This is a genomic window from Prevotella melaninogenica (genome assembly GCF_018127925.1).
GTDB lineage: Bacteria > Bacteroidota > Bacteroidia > Bacteroidales > Bacteroidaceae > Prevotella > Prevotella melaninogenica_C.
Genome location: NZ_CP072347.1, coordinates 1,103,133 through 1,120,385 on the forward strand (window position 1 = coordinate 1,103,133; position 17,253 = coordinate 1,120,385).

At 40.9% G+C, this 17,253-nt stretch carries 14 protein-coding genes; 1 reads left to right on the forward strand and 13 read right to left on the reverse strand.

Translation table 11 applies throughout. The annotated features are described in order from the left end of the window. Positions 1-195 precede the first annotated feature (195 nt). The 6 genes from J4861_RS04160 to J4861_RS04185 form a co-directional block, all read right to left on the reverse strand. Complete coding sequence (locus tag J4861_RS04160) at positions 196-612, reverse strand: hypothetical protein (RefSeq protein ID WP_211815907.1); 417 nt, start codon at positions 610-612, stop codon at positions 196-198. Beyond that, positions 609-1,904 carry a site-specific integrase gene (locus J4861_RS04165; protein WP_211815908.1) on the reverse strand — a complete coding sequence of 432 codons (1,296 nt, stop codon included), beginning with the start codon at positions 1,902-1,904 and terminating at the stop codon, positions 609-611. The genes J4861_RS04160 and J4861_RS04165 overlap by 4 nt, the downstream gene beginning before the upstream one ends. A gap of 28 nt (positions 1,905-1,932) precedes the next feature. Beyond that, on the reverse strand, positions 1,933-3,162 hold the full coding sequence (locus J4861_RS04170) for a site-specific integrase (RefSeq protein WP_211815909.1): 1,230 nt from the start codon (positions 3,160-3,162) through the stop codon (positions 1,933-1,935). A gap of 611 nt (positions 3,163-3,773) precedes the next feature. After that, entirely contained in the window at positions 3,774-5,141 is a 1,368-nt protein-coding gene (locus tag J4861_RS04175; protein ID WP_211815910.1) for a transposase, read from the reverse strand. Positions 5,142-5,330: 189 nt separating this feature from the next. Then, positions 5,331-6,041, reverse strand: a complete 711-nt coding sequence (locus tag J4861_RS04180) for a GDSL-type esterase/lipase family protein (RefSeq protein ID WP_428842156.1) — start codon at positions 6,039-6,041, stop codon at positions 5,331-5,333. A gap of 148 nt (positions 6,042-6,189) precedes the next feature. Beyond that, positions 6,190-6,609 carry a lysozyme family protein gene (locus J4861_RS04185; RefSeq protein ID WP_211815912.1) on the reverse strand — a complete coding sequence of 140 codons (420 nt, stop codon included), beginning with the start codon at positions 6,607-6,609 and terminating at the stop codon, positions 6,190-6,192. A gap of 375 nt (positions 6,610-6,984) precedes the next feature. Between J4861_RS04185 and J4861_RS04190 the strand changes: the two genes are divergently transcribed. Next, positions 6,985-7,776: a glycoside hydrolase family 25 protein gene (locus tag J4861_RS04190; protein WP_211815913.1), complete on the forward strand. Its 792-nt coding sequence runs from the start codon at positions 6,985-6,987 to the stop codon at positions 7,774-7,776. Positions 7,777-7,861: 85 nt separating this feature from the next. Here J4861_RS04190 and J4861_RS04195 read toward each other — a convergent pair whose 3' ends face one another. The 7 genes from J4861_RS04195 to J4861_RS04225 all read right to left on the reverse strand — a co-directional run bounded on the left by J4861_RS04195 (position 7,862) and on the right by J4861_RS04225 (position 17,191). Beyond that, complete coding sequence (locus tag J4861_RS04195; protein ID WP_211815914.1) at positions 7,862-8,296, reverse strand: hypothetical protein; 435 nt, start codon at positions 8,294-8,296, stop codon at positions 7,862-7,864. A gap of 134 nt (positions 8,297-8,430) precedes the next feature. Next, positions 8,431-10,098 (reverse strand): formate--tetrahydrofolate ligase, encoded by a 1,668-nt coding sequence (locus J4861_RS04200; protein WP_211815915.1) that lies wholly within the window; start codon positions 10,096-10,098, stop codon positions 8,431-8,433. A 497-nt stretch (positions 10,099-10,595) separates the two neighbouring features. Beyond that, complete coding sequence (locus tag J4861_RS04205) at positions 10,596-11,048, reverse strand: YqaA family protein (protein ID WP_004359806.1); 453 nt, start codon at positions 11,046-11,048, stop codon at positions 10,596-10,598. Next, the gene (locus J4861_RS04210; protein ID WP_211815916.1) at positions 11,021-11,965 is read right to left on the reverse strand and encodes a hypothetical protein; all 945 of its coding nucleotides are present in this window, start codon (positions 11,963-11,965) and stop codon (positions 11,021-11,023) included. The genes J4861_RS04205 and J4861_RS04210 overlap by 28 nt, the downstream gene beginning before the upstream one ends. Positions 11,966-12,051: 86 nt before the next feature. Continuing rightward, positions 12,052-13,320 carry a phosphoribosylamine--glycine ligase gene (gene purD / locus J4861_RS04215; protein ID WP_211813339.1) on the reverse strand — a complete coding sequence of 423 codons (1,269 nt, stop codon included), beginning with the start codon at positions 13,318-13,320 and terminating at the stop codon, positions 12,052-12,054. Positions 13,321-13,443: 123 nt separating this feature from the next. After that, complete coding sequence (locus J4861_RS04220) at positions 13,444-15,654, reverse strand: S9 family peptidase (protein ID WP_211815917.1); 2,211 nt, start codon at positions 15,652-15,654, stop codon at positions 13,444-13,446. Then, positions 15,644-17,191, reverse strand: coding sequence for a THUMP domain-containing class I SAM-dependent RNA methyltransferase (locus tag J4861_RS04225; protein ID WP_211815918.1), 1,548 nt, complete (start codon positions 17,189-17,191; stop codon positions 15,644-15,646). The genes J4861_RS04220 and J4861_RS04225 overlap by 11 nt, the downstream gene beginning before the upstream one ends. Positions 17,192-17,253: the final 62 nt, after the last annotated feature.

Here is a 17,253-nt window from a genome sequence, read left to right on the forward strand (position 1 = left end):
ACCTAAATATTATGCCCCCAAAGGGCTAAACGGCTCTCAGTTATTCCCATATAAGATAGAATGTAGTCATAGGGTAGTAATTTTCATTTCTTGTTCTAACTACATTATAACCCTTTTTCTTTCACTGCCTTATCTCTTGTTGTAGTAAGTAGTAGGATAATATCGGTGAAAGAAAAAGGAAATCAATACAGATTATCAGTTATCCGTGCTGCCAAGCAGAAATATCGGTGTTATCACGGATGCAGGTTTCTGCAACCTCTCACAAAGATACTTCCTGAACAAATGCGCTTCTGTGCTGTCCAACTGAAAAGACATGGCAATGATGATTGGAAGCGGATAGAACGGAGCATAACCTTTTAGTTGTTTGTTTGCATAAATATTTTCCTCGCCTGCACTCCTTTCATCGGGGTGCAGATTGGAAGACTTCACCAATATTTGCAGTCTGTAATTGAGTTTTCTCCATGTTACACCGAAGAAACTCACGAGTTCGTTCTCCGTCATGGCTATGTCTCCGTTTCCTTTTCTGACAACCTGCATATTGCTGCCCCAATCAAAGATACTGCGATGACAGGCAATGTTTGTTACGGCTTTTAAGTTATCGTTTGCTTTCATGCCGTTTCCTCCATTTTATAGATTGATACCTCCAAAGATTCACAAGCCTCTCTCTCCGCTATTTCTTTCTCCTTTGCCGATTGTTTGGCTATAAGCCTGTCCATATCCTCCGAAATCTTGTTGTCCGTTACCTGCGCATAAATCTGCGTGCTTGATATGGAAGCGTGCCCCATCATCTTGGCTATACTCTCAATAGGTATTCCTGCACTTAGGCTCATCGTACCGAAGGTATGCCTTGCAACATGATACGACAATCCCTGTCTGATACCGCAAGCCTTGCCAACAATACTCAGTCTGCCGTCTATCACGCTCCGGCTGCACTCACGGGGAAAGATATGTTTTTTACCTTTTTCTTTCACCGTCTGCTGTTCTTCATTCCCTTTCTGCTCTTCCAGACAATGGCGGATAATAGCCTCTGCTATCGGGTGCAATGGTACGACAAACTCAACCTTTGTCTTCTGACGCTCCTTGCGGATATACTTCCGCCCATCCGCTGCCGTTTGGATATGCCTGTATTCCAAATTTTCCATATCAGCGATAGCCATACCTGTGAAGCAGGAGAAGACGAACATCAGCCGTGCCAATTCCGATTCTCTGTCGTTCATCGTCATTGCCATAAGTTTCATTACATCACTCTTTTGCAGGAAGCGTATCTTCTTTTCCTCCTTCTCATACTTGGCATTCTCAAAAGGATTGCAGCGGATAATCCTGCTGCTCACAGCACGAAACATCAGTCGGCTCAGCCAACAGAGATTGGTATTGACAGTCGATGCTTTCAGCCCACGCTTTTTTAGGAAGAAACGGTATTCCTCGAACAAACTCTCCGTAATGGTGACGATAGATATGTCTTGTACTCCTTTGTTTTCGATAAAATCTCGGAGATTTTTATCAGAATAGTAAAGGTTCAGATAAGTCCCCTCTGTCCTTGACTTTCCAACGCTTTCCTTGACGGCTTGCAGTTCTGCCTTGCTCATTGCAAGGAGCGTGGTGGGGTTAGTGGCAATGCCTTGCAAACTGTTCTTGATAAGTTCCACACTTACCACTCCGTCCCTCGTCAGTATGTCCCGATAGGTTTTTTCTATCAATTCCCTGAACTCATTGATTCTTTGGTTGGTCTTCCTATTGGTTGTCAAACCCTGTTTGGAGTTCCACTCGGAGACTTTACACTCTTCTCCTGTGGTAATGGCGGTGCTCTTTCCGTCTATGGTGATACGGCAGAGAATGGCGGTATTGCCGTCTGCCTTAGTTTTCTGTCTGTTGATATAGAACAGTATCTTGAATGTACTTCTCATAATGATTTTAGTTTTAATATGTCTATTGCTAAATACTCATCTGCATATCCTCCGTGAAAGAAAGAAAACGATTAAACTCCTCAAAGAGTTTTTGGGGTGTAACCTTTGCATAACGCTCGGTCATACTTACGTTGCTATGTCCGAGCATCTTGCTCACAGTTTCAATCGGAACTCCTTGCTCAAGCGTGATGAGCGTAGCAAAGGTGTGCCTTGCCGTATGCGTGGTAAAGGGAAAGGCAATGCCCACTCTAAGGCGCAATGCTTTAAGATACGATTGATAGGTGGCATACTTCATCTGTGGCAGCAGCGTTTCCCTTTCTTCGCTTCGATACTTCTCTATTATCCTAATCGCTTCGGGCAACAACTTAATACGGCAAAGTACACCTGTCTTCTGCCTATTGAACTTCATCCAAAGATTTTCCTCATCATCACGGACAAGATGTGTCTTACTTAATCCCATTAAATCACAATAGGCTGCACCTGTATGACAGGCAAAAACAAACAAATCCCTTGCTGTTTCCATTTCTTCCTCCAACTCTCCGAAGTGGGTATTCATTAGTTTGTCAAGTGAACGTCTGTCAAGTGCCTTTGGGAGTTTCTTATCACCTCTTGCTATCTTTACATTAGCAAATAATAAGGTGTCAGCCAATCCTTCACGGTATGCCAACTTGCATATGGTCTTTATTTGGGATGCAACTGCATAGAAACTACTTTGCTGAAATCCTAATTTGTTCAAGTAGTAGTCCCTAAAATCATAAATGAAATTTTCTGTAAGTTGCGAGAAAGACAGATCTTCCACCTTATACTTGTCTTCGATAAATGTACGAAGATTATTACGGGTAGTATGGTAATTGGAAATCGTTTCTCTCTTAATGTCAATTCCAACATGTTCTTTCTTCTCCCTGATGAAAATATCCAATCGTTCGATAAGCATACATCGTGTCTGTACGCTGCCTTGAAACAGTTCCTTTACGTCGGTTGCATCAAAAGGGTAACCTTTGGAAAGTAAGGCTTGATAAGCCGACTGAACAGACAACAGCAAACTCTCCAACCTGCTGTTTATCTCCACCGCCTCACGACTCTTTCCGTCCATCCTACTCTCTCGTGGATTCCACAAATTAGGATTGCAGGAGAGTTTACAACTGAACTGCGCAATACTCCTTCCAAGTGTGATACGTCCCATGATGGGAGCCTTGCCCGACTTGTCAAGACCGCTCTTTTTGAGGTAGAGCAACACCTTCATTTTCGCTTGTTTCATACGCTTTAATTTTTATGGGCAAAGTTACCCGAATTAAAGCGTTCCTCACTTATGCAGAAAACTGCCGACCGCAGCAACAGCCACACGAGCGAAAATAATTCAGTTACCGGACATTACTCCATCGTTACCTATCCCAAAATCAGGTAATGCTTTGGTAACTGAACTTTTGCCTAAATCTGCATATTCCTACCCTTTTTGGAAAGAGCACTTTTATGCAAATCGTTCTGTTTCTTCCTCATTATCAATTAGTTTACATCAACTTCGATTTCTCTTCATTTTCGTTGATTAGTTACATCGCAAAAGGGCATCTTTTGGAAGCCAATTAGGCGTTAATTGCAAGCCAAAAGAGCATCTTTTAGTTTTCAAGATGTGATTTTATTTTACAAATAGCGATTCTGACAAAGACAAATCAACAGTTACTTAGGGAATTTCAGTTAATTCCCTCTTAGAGCTCTCCAAGGCAGCCAAAAACTGCATTCTTTTCCTTGGAGAAGGTCCCAGAAAAAGAATATGCTGTGTTATTTGTTCAAAAATCTCAAATAATGAGTCATATGAGCACACCTGCCCTTTCCATACTATCTATGGACTTGTAAAATTATCCTTAAGTTTTATTAGGCAGCCTTCTTCACCCTCCGAGCCATCTCCCTTGCGGCAAGAATGGCAGCATTTGCTGTATGGATTCCGAAGAAGAGTAGTAGCCTCTCGCTAAACATATTGCGTGCCTTGATGCGTCCAAGGCTATAGTGTTGCTTTTGATTTCCAAAGCTACCCTCCATTACCGTAGCTCTGAGGTTTCCAATAATCTTTCTCGCTGTCTTGAGACATTCAGCTTCTTCTTTGGGTCTTGGACCTTTTCTAGTGAAACAGGTCGTTATGCCTTTTTCTGTACACATAGTGCGGTTGGCATTGTTGGCGTATATGGAATCGGCACCTACACGCTTGACTTTGATTCCCGTCAAAGATTCTTGATATTCTATACATAGCTTAAGACGGACACCCTCGTTGAATGCCTCAAAGCTGTGGTGCTCTATGAATGATATGCCGTCTATCTGTATGTTGTTGACCTTTGCCCCAAACTCTACACGCTTGTTTTCCTTGCCTCTGACAATAGGACGGAGGTAGGGGCGGTCGATGCTGACGATACGGTGCTTGACTTCCTTGCCGGAGAATAGTTCTGACTGTTGGAGGCATACCTCACGCACAGCGGACAGCCGCTTTTCTTGTTCTGCCGACAGACAGATGCAAGGACTGTACTGTTTACGCAGACGATTCCATTGGGACAGGAGTTTGGACAGAAGCCTCAGGAGTCTTCTCCTGAGCTTGCGCGTGGACGAGGCTGTGTGCTTGCGCTGCTTAGCGTATGCAAGCCTGGCCTTGTCAATATTATTATACTTGCTTCTCGGAATACGCTCTGAGAGGTGTTTACACTCGGAGACCAGCAGAGTGTGAAGCCAATAACAACACTCCCAGAGCAGCTTGATATCCGTAGGAAAACGCAGGTAGCTCTCGTAACAGGTTGCATCCGTCAAGCACAGGTCTTTGTCTTTAAGGTTGTCTTTCCATTTGGCATACAATATGCCCTGAAAGCTGTCTATGTCAAGAAACTGACCAAGACGATTGCGTATGGCACTTACAATCTTTCCATCCTTGATGGGACAGGAGGGGTCTATCAGAACACCACAGAACATCTGCATGTGGATGCTTCCGTTAAGCATTTCTATCAGACCATCGTCAGACAGACCTGTGTATGACTTAAGGAACATTAGGGCTATTTCTCCTTCACCCGAGAAAAGAGGCTTTTTGCCTCGCTTGCTCTTATGGCTAAGGTTCGTATACTCTGCTGCCAACTCCTTTAGTGGGAGCTGGGAATGAATGCGTCCAAGTTCGCTTTGTGCAAAGCTTTCACGATAGCTCTGTAAAAAATCGAACTCTGTAAAGGGCAAAGTTGGTGTTATATCAGAAATTTTTTGTATCTTCACGACGATTTATTTTAAGTTTTCCCCCGATTCTGCCCGTGATGGGTCGTTCGGGGGATTTTATGTAAAGGTACAAATAATATATTATGCTGACAAACAATTAGTTAGAAAAATTCTGAATATCCCTAATTAACAACTAAATTCGGCTTTATCATCAAGAACAACAGCAAACCTCTAAAATGAACACTAACATCATTCATTGATATAAGAGCGGATAATATTTGCCCAAACTTCATAACCTTTATTCGAAAGATGCAGTCCATCACGACAATAGTCTGCGTGCATTTCCTTAGCATTGACACCTAAGAGGGGATGATAGAGGTCGATAAAAACAAGTTTATTGTCATTACAGTAACCCTTTAACTTCTCATTTAACTGAATAATCATATCATCCTTACCCTTAAGTAGTTTCCATACACCAACCTTTTCATTCAAAGGTAAAAGACTTTGTACGTACAGCTTGGTTTGTGGACATGTTGCTCGAATTGTCTCTATGATATTAACAACTCCCTGAAAGATACGATCAACCGTCCAACCATGACTTAAATCATTTGTTCCGCACTCAAAGAAAATCTTACTGGGATTATAAGGCAGAATCTGATTTAAGCGTTTAGAGATTCCACGACTATCATCTCCAATAATCCCTCTATTGATAATCGTTTTCACATTTGGGAAAAAACGATTCCAGTCTTTCCCATATTCAGAATGACTATCGCCCAACATAACTATCGCATTATCCGGCAAAGAGCCTTCTTGTTTAAATTGATTCACTCTTACGTTATAGTGTTTTGAGCCGTGATACGTAACATTTTGAGCATGCATTGATAGGGTAGTAACTGAAAGGAAAAGATAAAATAATAGCTTTGTCTTCATATAAATACTTGTATAACACGTCAAACTCATCAGAATACGAAATAATAATCTGATGTATTCCTACTGCAAAAGTAAGAAAAAAGAAAGAGAAAAGAAAGGAAAAGTCCGGTTATCTGTTCCAAAGGAAAGGATAGCCGGACTTTTAAATAAGAGGATTCTTAAATAATAATTGCGCTTATTAGTTCATGTGACGCATTACCTTGCGTAAATAAGCTTGTGTCTTAGCCACATTATATCGAATACCTCCGCTCCATAAGCGAATAGCTCTTTCAATACTGTTCAATGGATTGTGGAAACTCTGAATGATAATAAACATTTCCTTAGACTTTGCAGCATTAAAGCGATCCGAAAGCGAATAACGATTGTTGCTACCAGTACTTTTAAGGATGTTGTTGCACTCCTTTACCAAAACTGGGGAAATCTGCAGTACACCAACATAAGGACCATTTACAGCTGCAGGATTACCCTTGCTTTCAATCTGGATGATTGCATTCATTACTGGTTCCCAATCAAAGCCATTTTTTTGGGCTGACACTTCAACATGTGAAGCAAAAATCATTAAGAAACAAATACTTACTACTTTTAAAATTCTCATCATTAAAAACTTTCCGAAACCTTGGAAGAGTAAGTCAATAGAACTACTCTCTACGGCGTGTTCCTATGTGAGAATGAGTTACCACCACGCCTCAGTTTCATATTAACGCTACAAAGTTACAAAAAATATTCCTGATACACAATACTTTAACATTTAATTAATAAAGTTAGAGATGAATGTTAGATTGGTTAAACAATTACTTTAACTTGCATATGATCGATGAAATCATATCCTTTTTACGATATACGCAATTTGTAGTATTGAAAAAGAATGTTTACCTTTGCCATGTTTAAAAGTCGTAAGAATGCATATTTTTAGGCTTATCGCCCCTAATATGCTTAACAATCCAGATATAAGCTCTACAAGTTAAGACAACAGATGATAAAGCGTAAACGTAGGCGCAGAAAGCAAATGCGCAACAAACATAGTATTTGGTGGTGGGTCTGTGCTGCTTTAGCGGTGCTGACTGTTATTCTTATCATTGACCTTAAACCATGGCGAAAGCCCCACTCTGTAGTCAGCGACCAATGGCCTTACCACGATATGACCAAAGGACCGTATTCAAAAGACTTTGATGGTCTTGACATTTCACGCCATCAAGGGAAGATACATTGGGATGAGTTAGTGGAGGAGAATCCACAACTTCGCTTTGTCTATATCAAGGCTACAGAAGGTAGTTCTATCGTTGACCCATTCTATAAGAGAAACTTTAAAGCTGCAAAGGAAAGAGGCTTATTAGTAGGTTCTTATCATTTCTTGACTTATCGAACTTCCATGGAACGTCAGGTAGAGAACTTTCTTGCTAACATTGACCTTAGTCAGCAAGACTTATTACTACTTGTTGACATAGAAAAGGATGGAACACGCAGTTGGGGACGTGAGATTATTCAGAAGAATCTTGCTGAGTTTATCCGATTAATAAAGGGACGAACAGGACATTCTCCGATGATTTACACCAATGAAGCTTATTATCATCTGAACCTTTATCCAGAGTTTAACAGGTATCGATTATTCATTGCAAACTATAACCTTCCACCTCAACTACCAGACACTAAGCATGATATATGGCAGTCGAGTAAGCGTGGGAGAGTGCGTGGAATATGGACATACGTAGACATAAACCAGCTACGTGAAGGTGTTTCTGTAGATAATTTCAAAATGCCTAAATAAGCGTTTGCACCGATTAAACCCCAAATCAATCATTAGACCATAATAAGTATATTGGTCAAGACTCTAATGATTGATTAGGGTTAAATCAGCAATCTGTCGCAAACTTATTTATAATTCGTATTTTATCTGAAGCCTTATAGGTTGTTTTGCTCAGTGAACTAAAATCGATTACATTACGATAAATACTCGAGAAGGCGACAAGCTTATTCCCCTTTATAAAGAGAAGTGTACAGATACTGTCAAATAAAGTATTATCAAGGATGGCAGCTCTGTCCCCAGCATAGCCCATATCAATTCTCTCATCAGAGGCAGTACGCTTATCGTAAGGCTTAATAACGATCATCGTATCCCAGTCTTTCTCTTTATACAACTCATGAACAGAGATACAAGATTCAGACTTTTGGATCGTTTCTAAGTTATCATTTAGATTTACTTCACGATAGGGTGCATTGACACACCAAATAATTGCACCTATAAGGATTATTGAAAAGATAATTAGTAGTATTGTCTTTTTCTTCATATTATTTTCGTTAACATCCTAAGTTATATCTGGTAATAGTAATAGCTTGTGTCAAGAAGAAACTTGTATAGTTTGTATAGGAATCCTATAAAACTATACAAGTATAGAATTAAACAAAAGAATATTGATACTCGTTAAGCCAAACCTTCAATCTGACCACGAACAATATCAATCTTTTCTGCTTGAGGAATCTTAGGTAAGCCAGGCATACGCATTATCTCACCAGCAATAACAACAATCATCTCAGCGCCTCCATTGATGACAAAGTCACGAATGGTAATGTCGAAATTCTTAGCTACACCCACCTGCTTAGGGTCTTCACTGAATGAGAATTGTGTCTTAGCAATGCAGATAGGGAATCTATCCATTCCCCAAGACTTGATACGTGCGAGTTTGTTTTGAGCTGACTTCTTAAGGATAACAGAGCGTGCACCATAGATATTCTTGGCTACCTTATTAACTTTTTCTTCAATACTATCCTCATCTGCATACGTCATCTTGATTTCCTTAGCACCCTGCTTATCAATGGTTTCAACGACAAGACGAGCCAAATCCTCAGCACCTTCGCCACCTTTCAAGAACACATTGTTTTCTGCAAAGCCTACGCCCAACACCTTACAGTGCTCAGCGAGAAGAGCAATTTCCTCCTCAGTATCATCACCATATCGGTTTAGTGTGACAATCACTGGCTGTCCAAAGCGTTGCATATTCTCAACATGACGGTCGAGATTAGCAAACCCATCCACAAGTGCTTGCCGTTCCTGTTCATGCGATGCACCATCAACAAGTCCGCCATGCATCTTCAATCCACGTAAAGTTGAAACAAGAACAGTTACACGAGGATGAATTTCAGCCTTACGACACTTAATGTCTAAGAATTTCTCTGCACCAAGGTCTGCACCGAATCCAGCCTCAGTAATAGCATAATCACTCAGTGACATAGCCATCTTGGTTGCAACTAAACTGTTACAGCCATGGGCGATATTCGCAAATGGTCCACCATGAACAAAGGCTGCTGTCCCCTCAAGTGTCTGAACAAGGTTAGGCTTGATAGCATCCATCAACAGAACTGTTATTGCACCAGCGACGCCGAGATCGCGTACTCTAAATGGTTTGTCGTCAAAGGTGATACCCAAAACCATATTCTCAATACGACGACGAAGGTCTTGCTCACTATCAGCAAGACATAATGCAGCCATAATCTCACTCGCAGGCGTAATATCAAAACCAGACTGTGTTGGTAAGCCATCAGTAGAAGCACCCAGACCAGTAACGATGTTGCGAAGGCTACGATCATTTACGTCCAAGACGCGCTTCCAGAGAATTTGCTTCAAAGTAAAGCCCTCACTACGATGCTGATAAATATAATTATCAAGCAAGGCTGCAATCATATTGTGTGCACTCGTGATAGCATGGAAATCGCCTGTAAAATGGAGATTAATCTTCTCCATAGGTACTACTTGGGCATATCCACCACCTGCAGCACCGCCCTTCATGCCAAAGCAAGGACCAAGACTTGGCTCGCGTAAAGCGAGAACCGAACGCTTACCAATGCGATTAAGTGCCATTGATAAACCAATACTAACTGTAGTTTTACCAATACCAGCGCGGGTAGGGGAGATTGAACTAACAAGAACAAGACGGTTGCAAGCTACTCGATCTTCATTAATCAATGAGAGAGGCACTTTTGCCATATACTTACCATAATGCTCCAAAGCATCAGCTGGAATACCGATCGTAGCTGCTACTTCCTCTATTGGCTTCATATTACATGAGCGTGCAATTTCGATGTCAGATTTCATAGTTATATTCTTTTTATAAAGTTATAATCGCAAAGATAGAAATAAAATTTGAATATTACCATTTCTTGCGAAAAAAGTTTTTTGCTTTTAAGTATTATGACCCAACCTTTTGTCGTTTCAAGATGCTTATCTTGTTCTTCGATCTTTCTATTGTGCCACTTGATTATAGTTTATCCATAGAATACAAGCGCATAAACATCTGCCTACATGCTAAATCCTATCTATCGCATAATGTCTGAATAGACTCATCTATGCACCTTTTTATCAACGTGAGGATATTCCGCACATGTGGTGCGAGTGCTGAGCACATATGGTGCGAATGCTAAACACCAATAGTGCGGATGCTAAACAGTAATTATCTTGAGAGCTTTACTCCTTATTATATATTACTAAGATGCTATCAAGTTATTGATAGAAGAATATTGTACACACTAAAGTATTTCAAATATTCAATGAGGAGTAACATCACTTATGGATATGTCCTTTGGATAAAAAGACTAAAAGAAAGAGCTTGCACCCCAAATCAAAACTGCATAACGAAGCACTTTACCTATCGTGATACTTAATACAGACAAAACAATATTAGCACGTGTCAAACCTAAAACGATGGTGATAGCACTACCTAAAATAGGCAGAAAGGCAAAGAATCCCATCCATGCACCATGTCCACCCATAAAGCGATAAGCTCTATCCAATGATTCTTTTTTCACTCGGAAATATCGTTCAAGCCACTCCAGTTTACCTAACCTGCCAAGACCATAATTTAACATTCCTCCCAAAACGTTACCTATACTACCATAGACAAGTAAAAGAACAGGATCTACGCCAGCTGCAAGCAAGCCAAGCATTACTGCTTCACTACTAAAAGGTAAGAAACTTCCTGCAAGGAATGCTGATAGGAACATTCCCCAATAACCATAATCTACAAGTAATTGTGTAAGAGATTCCATAAGTTGAATAGGGTGATGATGATAGCTGAATAAGAAAGAATGATAAACATCCAATTGGTTATCCTTGTGCGTGTTAGTGCAAAGAAATGGGCTATGAGCGGAGCTGTAGTAACAATCATTACGCTCAGTAATGCTTCATAATGCTGAGGTTGCAGAAAGAAGAAGACGATTGCTAAAAGATCTATTGTTACGAAAATCTGATAGAACAAACGGGTTCTAATATTGTCATTACGCTTTTGATTCATAAAATGAACAATACCAATCACAGCGCATACTAACACAAATGATAAAGTCAATACTTGACTAAAGTTCAGAAACTTTAAGTTGAATGGTTCGCCAAAAACAGCAATCTTAGTGAAATGATTGATGAGTATTGTAATGTCTCCTTTGACCACTAAGTATCCTGCATAGAACCAATAAGGAAGGATTATACCGAGAAGAGAGGCAACAAAATTGCGTGGACTCATCGAGAGAATATTGGTACGCATAATAACCCAGAGTACTGGTAGGAAGAAAAGAGTTTGTACCCAAACAATACTTGCCATACCTATACAGAAGAATGCATAGAATGTCCAACCAGGCGCATGTATGTTTTGATAGCAACGAAAAGCAAAGGTATAGAACCCTACAAAGCCTAACATGATGATGGCTGATTGGATAGATGGGAACATGAAGACAGCCATAGTCGCAAAAACTATAAACGAACATGACACCATTCTACTATAGATACGAATAAGCGCATTGGCATTATTCAGCTCCATCATAAGATAAGTAGACAGCAAAAGGCATATACCTGGTACTATTACTGAAGGGTTATATATCCCCGCAATAACCCATACAAGAGCAGCCGCTGAGACAACATATGCTTGTGTCCAGCGGCTTTCTGCTATTCGATTTTGAATGCGTTTTTGTTGCATAATAGATAATATGTGGAGATAGCCATGAGAAGTTGCTAAGTTATAAACAACTTAAAAGCTATCTCCTTACTTTCAAAGGGCTAAGACTATAGGTCTTGTCCTATATCTCTTCTAAAATATTTATCCGTAAATTCAATCTTCTGAGCTTCCGCAAAACTCTTCTTTAGTGCTTCTTCTTTATTCTCACCATAAGAAGACACTGCAATTACACGACCACCAGCAGTAACGACCTGACCTTCCTTCACAGCTGTACCGCTATGGAAAACTACAGAATCTTCAACCTTATCAAGTCCTGTGATTGGATAACCTTTCACATACTCTTCAGGATAACCACCGCTGACAAGCATTACACAAACGGCAGAGCGTGAATCAAATTCAACCTGTCGCTGATTGAGGTTTCCCTCTGCAACTCCTTCAAAGAGATCAACAATGTCACTCTTTAGACGTAACATGACACTCTCAGTCTCTGGATCACCCATACGACAATTGTACTCGATAACCATAGGTTCACCTTCTACATTAATCAAACCAAAGAAGATAAAGCCTTTATAATCAATACCCTCTGCCTTTAAACCATCAACAGTAGGACGGATAATGCGCTCTTCTACCTTTCCCATCCACTCCTTGGTAGCAAATGGAACAGGAGTAACACTACCCATACCGCCTGTGTTCAAGCCTGTATCATGCTCACCAATGCGCTTATAGTCCTTTGCTTCAGGTAATATCTGATAGTGAGTACCATCGGTAAGTACAAATACAGAGCACTCAATACCAGAAAGGAACTCCTCAATGACCACCTTTGCAGAAGCATTACCGAACATACCACCAAGCATTTCGCGTAGTTCCTTCTTAGCTTCTTCAAGCGTTGGAAGAATGAGAACACCCTTACCAGCAGCCAAGCCATCAGCTTTCAATACATAAGGAGCCTTAAGCGTCTCCAAGAAACGCATGCCTTCCTCTATTGTAGTACCATCGAATGTTTCGTAAGCTGCTGTCGGAATATTATGACGCTTCATGAAAGCTTTGGCAAAGTCCTTAGACCCTTCGAGTACAGCACCAGCTTTTGAAGGACCAATAACAGGAATATTAGCTGTGCGGCTGTCTTCCTTAAAACAGTCATAAACACCATTTACCAATGGGTCTTCAGGGCCAACAACAACCATATCAACCTTCTCTTCGACAACGAAATCTTTCAGTTTGTCGAAGTCATTTACTCCGATTGCAACGTTCTCACCGACTGCTCCCGTACCAGCATTACCTGGTGCGATGAAGAGTTTACTACACTTTGCACTCTGTGCAATCTTCCATGCCAAGGCGTGTTCACGACCGCCGCTACCTAAAAGTAATATTCTCATAAAGCTTTGCCCGTCCCCTCCGATGAAGGAGGGGGAGTGCAGTCTTGCTGCACATGGGTATTTTTTAATTGTTAGATATGATTATAAGCAATGCTCAAGCGTATTATTAACTTATTAGTTACGCTATTTTATTGGCTTCAGATAATCCTCAAAATACTGTGTAATACGCTCATGTAAGTGTACACTCTGGTGTCCACGCATGTTATGAGGTTCGCCAGGATAAACGAAGAAGTCGGGTTGTGTACCAGCAGCAATACAAGCCTTTAAGAAGGAATAAGAATGCTGAGGAACTACAACTGGGTCATTCAAGCCTGTAATAATCTGAAGTTTACCTTTAAGATCCTTTGCCTTTGTAAGGAGTGATGTCTGTGCATATCCTTCTGGATTAGTTTGTGGAGTATCCATATAACGCTCACCATACATCGCCTCATACCACTTCCAATCGATAACAGGACCGCCAGCAACTCCTACTTTGAACACGTCAGGATAGTTGGTAATCAATGAAGTCGTCATGAAACCACCAAAAGACCAACCATGAACACCTATACGATTCTGGTCAACATATGGGAGAGACTTTAAATACTTAACACCTTCCATCTGGTCTTTCATCTCTTCTTGACCAAGATGACGGAATGTTGCTTGCTCAAACTCCTTACCACGATTATCACTACCACGGTTATCAAGGATGAAAAGTAAATAACCTTTCTGTGCCATGTAGGTTTCCCAACCACGTGAACCCCAGTTCCATGAAGCCTCAACATTATGCGCATGAGGACCACCATAAACATAGATAACAGTAGGATACTTCTTATTTGGATCGAAGTTAACAGGCTTCACCATACGCCAGTATAAGTCTGTCTTACCATCTGCAGCCTTTATTGAACCGTTTGTATATTCTGGTACCGTATATCCTTCCCAAGGATTAGCAGCTGCAAAGTAATCATGACGCTGTGGCTTAGCATTCAAACTGATAATTTCATACTTACGAGGCACAGATGGTTCACTGTAATTATCCATGACAGCATTACCGTCTTCACTCAGTTTTGGATAATGATAACCACGGCCATTATCAAGTAGTGTGCGCTTTCCAGATGCTATATTCACAAGCCAAGTATTGCGTTGAATAGGATTACACTCGTTAGAAACGTAGACAATACTCTTCTGTTTGCTATTGAAGCCGAGTACTTCCAGTACAACCCACTTACCACTTGTGATCTGCTTAAGCTGTCGACCATCCTTATTAAAGAGGTAAAGATGATTATAACCATCCTTCTGACTCTGCAAGATAAACTCATTGTCGTTCCATGGTAAGAACTGAATTGGATGACATGGCTCAACAAATTTTGCGTCCGTCTCACGATAAAGTTCTTTCAGCTTAGCACCTGTAGCAGCATCATAAGAAACTAAACGGCAATCATTCTGGTCACGATTAAGTTCAAACATATAAACTGTTTTCTCATCAGGACTCCATGAGATGTTCGTAAAATAACGGTCGGTTGGGTCACCAGCTTGAAGATATACGGTCTTGTCGGTTGTAAGGTCATACACACCTACAGTTACCTTATGAGATGTTTCACCCACCATAGGATACTTAATAAGGTCAACCTTAGCAGCATGTGACTCACCCTTAGCAGGTTTCCAGTCTAACTCTGGAACATCAACGAGAGGATAGTCAGCAACCATACTCTGGTCCATACGATAGAAAGCTAAACGATTTCCCTTTGGACTCCAGTAGAGACCACCATTAATTCCAAACTCATCACGATGTACACTTTGACCATATACGATATCTCTTGAACCGTCTGTTGTTAACTGACGCTCTGTACCTTTCGCATCTGTAACATATAACTGATGGTCCTTTACCAGTGCAGTTGCACCAGATACCTTATTCCAATCACGTGCTTGAAGACCAGCTGGTCGATTCAAACGCTGCTCAAGTTTGTGTGTTTTGAAGTCTACATATAAGTCCTCATTACCATTCTGAACCTTCACAATAGGGCGATCAGCATAAGGGAATTCAGCACCATAGAGATGACGCACAACCTCATCCGAAGCTGATAAACCTGCCCATTTATTGATGTCATCTAATGAGAAGAGCGGTGTCTCCTTACCAGTCACTAAGTCAACTAACGAACAATTGTTAAGGTCTTGGCGTACCAACTTTCCTCCCCACCACGTAAGATAACGTGCTTCAGGGCGCATGTTGTAGAAGTTTTTACCGCCAAAGTTCAAATCCTCAAGGGTGAACTGCTTTTGTGCCATACTTTCAGTAGGACTTAAAAGTCCTGTGAAAGCACAAAGCCCGACAAGACTAATAAATGATTTAATCTTCATGATTATACGTGTTTTTACCACGGAATCCTCCGTGCTTGTTAGATTTATCAAATCGTTTGCCGCCAAACTTACGGTCATCATCACGACTGAACGAACGCTTGCGATCGTCATCACGTCGGAATGAACGCTTACGGTCGTCGTCTCCTCTTCTAAAAGAACGTTTGCGGTCTTCCACATCACGATCGAAACGAGGGCGACGCTCACGGTCTTCACGGAACTTACCACCACTGAATTTATTACGTTCTAAGCTATGGAAGGTGAATGAACGAATATCAGCTTCAGTATTCTCCTCATTTTCATCAAGACGTTTCTTAAACTCACGCTCCTTCTTGAAGCGATGCTTCTGTGCCATCTCACGCTTCTCATCTTCGGTCTTTACGACACCACCTTCGTGTCGGAAGTCACTCATCTTACCATCAAACATCTGGTAACGACGGAATTCACACTCCAATGAGCCATTGTAAACAGGAATCTTAATACTTGGTTTCAATCCAATCTGACGGAAACATTCCTCACGATAAGACAGAATCCAAGCCTCATTACCCATGAACTGATGCTTCAAACGTTCACCAATCATCTTATAGGTGCCGAGCAAATTAGGTGTAGAGATACGCTCACCATATGGAGGATTCATCACAATCATGCTCTTCTCCTTTGGCTGAGTGAAGTCTTTGAAGTCCTGCTGTTCGATGGTTACATATCTTGACAAACCAGCTGCGGCAACATTCATACGAGCCGTATTGACAGCCTTCATCTCTGTGTCATAGCCATAGATATGATGTGTAAACTCACGTTCTTGTGAATCATCATTATATATCGTATCGAACAATTCTTGGTCAAAATCAGGCCACTTCTCAAAAGCAAATTCTTTACGGAACACACCTGGAGAAATATTAAGAGCAATAAGAGCAGCCTCAACAGGTAAGGTACCAGAACCACACATTGGGTCGATAAAGTCTGTTTCACCTTTCCAACCCGTCATAAGAATTATACCTGCAGCCAAAACTTCATTCAATGGTGCCTCAACACTCTCTTGACGATAGCCACGGTGATGCAAAGACTCACCACTTGAGTCCAATGATAGGGTAGCATTATCCTCTGCCACGTGGATGTTCAAACGAATATCAGGATTGCTGACAGAGATATTTGGACGAGTACCAGTAAGCTCACGGAACTGGTCTACAATAGCATCTTTAACTTTGTATGTAACGAAGCGTGAGTTAGTAAACTCTTCAGAATAAACGACAGAGTCTACAGAGAAAGTCTTTCCAGGGAGGATATACTTACTCCAGTCTATCTTCATTATCTCCTCATACATATCTTCAGCACTCTTCGCCTTGAAATGTGCGATAGGTTTAAGGATACGAATAGCTGTGTGTAACTGGAAATTTGCACGATACATCATTTCCTTGTCACCCGTAAATGACACCATTCGGCGTCCTATTTGTACGTTATTGGCACCTAACTGTGTCAGCTCTTTTGCTAATACTTGCTCCAAACCCATGAAGGTTTTGGCGATGAGTTCAAATTCTTGCATTTATGTGATAAATATTTTTATATACGATGTTAAAATTAAATTAGCGGAAAACATTGTCTGAT

Bases quoted from the DNA above. Each gene is read 5' to 3' on its own strand.
- J4861_RS04225 (WP_211815918.1), bottom strand. From the start codon at position 17,191: ATGCAAGAATTTGAACTCATCGCCAAAACCTTCATGGGTTTGGAGCAA.
- J4861_RS04210 (WP_211815916.1), bottom strand. From the start codon at position 11,965: ATGCAACAAAAACGCATTCAAAATCGAATAGCAGAAAGCCGCTGGACA.
- J4861_RS04185 (WP_211815912.1), bottom strand. From the start codon at position 6,609: ATGATGAGAATTTTAAAAGTAGTAAGTATTTGTTTCTTAATGATTTTT.
- J4861_RS04205 (WP_004359806.1), bottom strand. From the start codon at position 11,048: ATGGAATCTCTTACACAATTACTTGTAGATTATGGTTATTGGGGAATG.
- J4861_RS04170 (WP_211815909.1), bottom strand. From the start codon at position 3,162: ATGAAACAAGCGAAAATGAAGGTGTTGCTCTACCTCAAAAAGAGCGGT.
- J4861_RS04200 (WP_211815915.1), bottom strand. From the start codon at position 10,098: ATGAAATCTGACATCGAAATTGCACGCTCATGTAATATGAAGCCAATA.
- purD (WP_211813339.1), bottom strand. From the start codon at position 13,320: ATGAGAATATTACTTTTAGGTAGCGGCGGTCGTGAACACGCCTTGGCA.
- J4861_RS04195 (WP_211815914.1), bottom strand. From the start codon at position 8,296: ATGAAGAAAAAGACAATACTACTAATTATCTTTTCAATAATCCTTATA.
- J4861_RS04165 (WP_211815908.1), bottom strand. From the start codon at position 1,904: ATGAGAAGTACATTCAAGATACTGTTCTATATCAACAGACAGAAAACT.
- J4861_RS04160 (WP_211815907.1), bottom strand. From the start codon at position 612: ATGAAAGCAAACGATAACTTAAAAGCCGTAACAAACATTGCCTGTCAT.
- J4861_RS04190 (WP_211815913.1), top strand. From the start codon at position 6,985: ATGATAAAGCGTAAACGTAGGCGCAGAAAGCAAATGCGCAACAAACAT.
- J4861_RS04180 (WP_428842156.1), bottom strand. From the start codon at position 6,041: ATGAGTTTGACGTGTTATACAAGTATTTATATGAAGACAAAGCTATTA.
- J4861_RS04220 (WP_211815917.1), bottom strand. From the start codon at position 15,654: ATGAAGATTAAATCATTTATTAGTCTTGTCGGGCTTTGTGCTTTCACA.